This is a genomic window from Okeania sp. SIO2B9 (assembly GCF_010672505.1).
Classification (GTDB): domain Bacteria; phylum Cyanobacteriota; class Cyanobacteriia; order Cyanobacteriales; family Microcoleaceae; genus Okeania; species Okeania hirsuta.
In genome coordinates this window covers 1-3,006 of record NZ_JAAHGK010000963.1, presented here as the reverse complement: position 1 = coordinate 3,006, position 3,006 = coordinate 1, and the positions used below count along the sequence as shown (strand labels likewise).

The window sequence follows — 3,006 nt, the reverse complement described above, 5'->3', positions numbered from 1 at the left end:
TATCTCCTATTAATACTCCTTCTTCAGTTAGCAAATCCCAATATTTGACAAGATCTGAATAAACATTTTCAAAATCATGACCTGCATCTATATGGATAATATCCCCTTTAATTCCAAGATTTTTTAACATTATGGCAGCATTGACACTGGTTTGTGGTATTGGAATAATATTTTTTTCTAATCCTTTCCACATCACATTTGCTAAAAATTGGTAATATAGTTGAGGGTATCCAAACTTGAGCTGAAGAGATTGTTGAAAATTTTTCGGGTGTTTTGGTTTCCAATGTTCCGGACTACCTAAAAAAGTATCTATGGCAATTACTATTACTTCAGGATTAATTTTTTTAGCTATCTCTGCCATGTGAACTGTGGATTGTCCTTTCCATACTCCAACTTCAATAATCACTTTAGGTTTGACTTCAGATATAATTTCAGCAAACACTTTATGTCTACCATTCCAACCTTGCAAATCTTCTGGGTATTGTTGAAAATCAAAACCATTGTAAGGGTTTTCTGGAAATATTTGAGAAATTAGGTGACTATAGTTAGCTGAAGTTTTAGTTGGGTTTGGTTTCATTTTTTTATTTTTTATAGTTATGATTAAAGAGTTAAATAAATATAGCAATCAGGAGTCATTTGTGAGAATTGAGGTGTTCCTTATACCAATTTTATATGAGGTTGCATAGAATGATGAAATTCATTAAATCGATCTATCTTTATCTAGGCTTACTTACGGTTAATTCTGCTTGAAATATTATTCTATGCAGCTTCATTTCAATTTGGTATTAAAAGTATAGAATATGGTAACCGCTCAATAATCCGGGGTAAATAGGTAAATGGCAAGCCTAAAATGGCATAAAATCCTTCCTAAACTGGTAGTCTACCCCTATTTATTGAGCGGATACAGAAGATGGCAATTATTATATTCAAATAATACGTTTTTTTCTTCTTCTCTGTTCCTAGCTCTGGTGTTCCCTAAAAGTTTCCAATATCTCACAACTCAAATCTTATGGTTATAGTTTAATGAGTTAAATAAATATAGCAATTAGGAATCAGTTGTGAGAATTGAGGTGTTCCTTAAAAGTATAGAATCTGGCAATTATTATATTCATATAATACATTTTTTTCTTCTTCTCTGTTCCTAGCTCTGGTGTTCCCTAAAAGTTTCCAATATCTCACAACTCAAATTTTATGGTTATAGTTTTTTGATTGATTTTATCAAGTACAAAAATCAGGAAATTATTAAATTATAACACTGAAACAATTAATCAATTAGTGAAAAAATTGCTTCATCCAATTTGGGTACATCTCAATTTTTAAGAAAGCTAAAATTTTATCCTTTCTAGGAAAATAGAAAGTAGGAACTGGGAATAGAAAAAAAGTATTTTTGCGAATATTTGAGATGAACTATCCAATTTTTCCAACTCTACCATCAAATCCTGTTATTGTAGGGTAAATACCAAAATTATTATTTCTAGGCAATGAATCAATACTATGCAAAAGTTGCTAAAGGTTTAGAAGCTATTGCTGCCCAAGAATTAGAAAGTTTAGGAGCAGAAAACGTCTGTCCAGAATTTACTGGGGTAAGTTTTACAGGGGATAAGACTTTACTTTATCGGGTTAATATCTGGGCAAGAACTATTTTTAGAGTTTTAGTTCCTATTGCGGAAGTTCGATGTGTTAACCGAGAAGTACTTTATAAAGAGGTAAAAAAAATTCCTTGGCAGCGATATTTATCTCCTAAAAATACATTAGCAGTTAGTTGTACGGGAAGTAATGAAAAACTAAAGCATACTCATTATACGGCTTTGCAAATTAAAGATGCTATTACCGAGCAACAAATAGAAAAGTTTCGCTACAGGTCAAATATAGATACTAAAAATCCTGATATATTGATTAATGCTCATATTCAAAATAATAGTTGTATCCTCAGTTTAGATAGTTCTGGTAGTAGTTTACATCAGCGTGGCTATCGTCTAGCAATGGGATTTGCTCCCCTAAAAGAAACTTTAGCAGCAGCCATATTAGAGATGGCAGAATATTCTCCAGATATACCTTTTTTAGACCCTTTATGTGGTTCTGGAACTTTACCTGTGGAGGCAAGTTTAAAAGCATTAAATATTGCACCGGGACTGTTGAGGAATAAATTTTCTTTGATGAACTGGCGTGATTTTGACAAGTCTCTTTGGCAAGATTTATTAACAGAGGCTAGAAATAGTCAATTAACAGAATTAAAATCAATAATTGTCGGTAGTGATCGAAATTCTGAAGTGCTTTTTCAAGCTCGAACTAATGCTGAAAGATGTGGGGTAGGAAATCAAATTAAGTTTATTAAAACAGATTTATCTAAATTAAAACCTCCCGCAGATAAAGGGATTATTATTTGTAATCCTCCTTATGGCGAACGTTTAGGAGAAGTGGAAGAATTGGGCGAACTTTATAAAATGTTGGGGGATATTTTTAAACAACGTTTTACTGGATGGACGGCATTTATTTTGACAGGAAATAAACAATTATCTAAACAAGTAGGGTTAAGAACTTCTCGGAGAATTCCTGTTTATAATGGAGCAATTCCTTGTACTTTATTGAAATATGAATTGTATTAAGTAAATTAGGATCAGGAGTCAGGAGTCAGGAGTCAGGAGGGAAGAAAGAAGCAAGAAGCAAGAATAAGAGGAGGAAAAGGAGAAAGTTTTTTTGATCACGCTCTTATCCGGACATGATATTAGGAATTAGAAATTTCTAATATTAAAGAAGAAGTTGGAGTAAACTCAATGCACGACTTTTGAGAAATTATATAGCAAATTCCTCGTATAAGAAGTACAGAGATTAACAATTGAATGAATGCAAGTGCGGGCATCTTGCCCGCGATGGGTGTACCTTACTTAAGTGGAATCTCCTGTATTATATTAAATCTGTTTAATTAGGTATAAAAATATTGGGTAGTCCTGCATAGTAATGGTAAATAGTAAAAAGGAATACCTGGCACGGGAGCAAGATGCTCCA

2 protein-coding genes are annotated in these 3,006 nt (G+C 32.7%); one reads left to right on the top strand and one right to left on the bottom strand.

Annotated elements, in window-relative coordinates:
* Positions 1-577 (bottom strand): class I SAM-dependent methyltransferase (locus tag F6K13_RS26025; RefSeq protein WP_287288853.1); only part of this gene is annotated, 577 nt, incomplete at its 3' end.
* 904 nt (positions 578-1,481) lie between these two features.
* Between F6K13_RS26025 and F6K13_RS26020 the strand changes: the two genes are divergently transcribed.
* Positions 1,482-2,606, top strand: coding sequence for a class I SAM-dependent RNA methyltransferase (locus F6K13_RS26020; protein WP_124155227.1), 1,125 nt, complete (start codon positions 1,482-1,484; stop codon positions 2,604-2,606).
* The last annotated feature ends 400 nt before the right edge of the window (positions 2,607-3,006 follow it).

Excerpts from the sequence above, each read along its gene's own strand:
- F6K13_RS26020 (WP_124155227.1), top strand. The coding sequence starts at position 1,482 with ATGAATCAATACTATGCAAAAGTTGCTAAAGGTTTAGAAGCTATTGCT.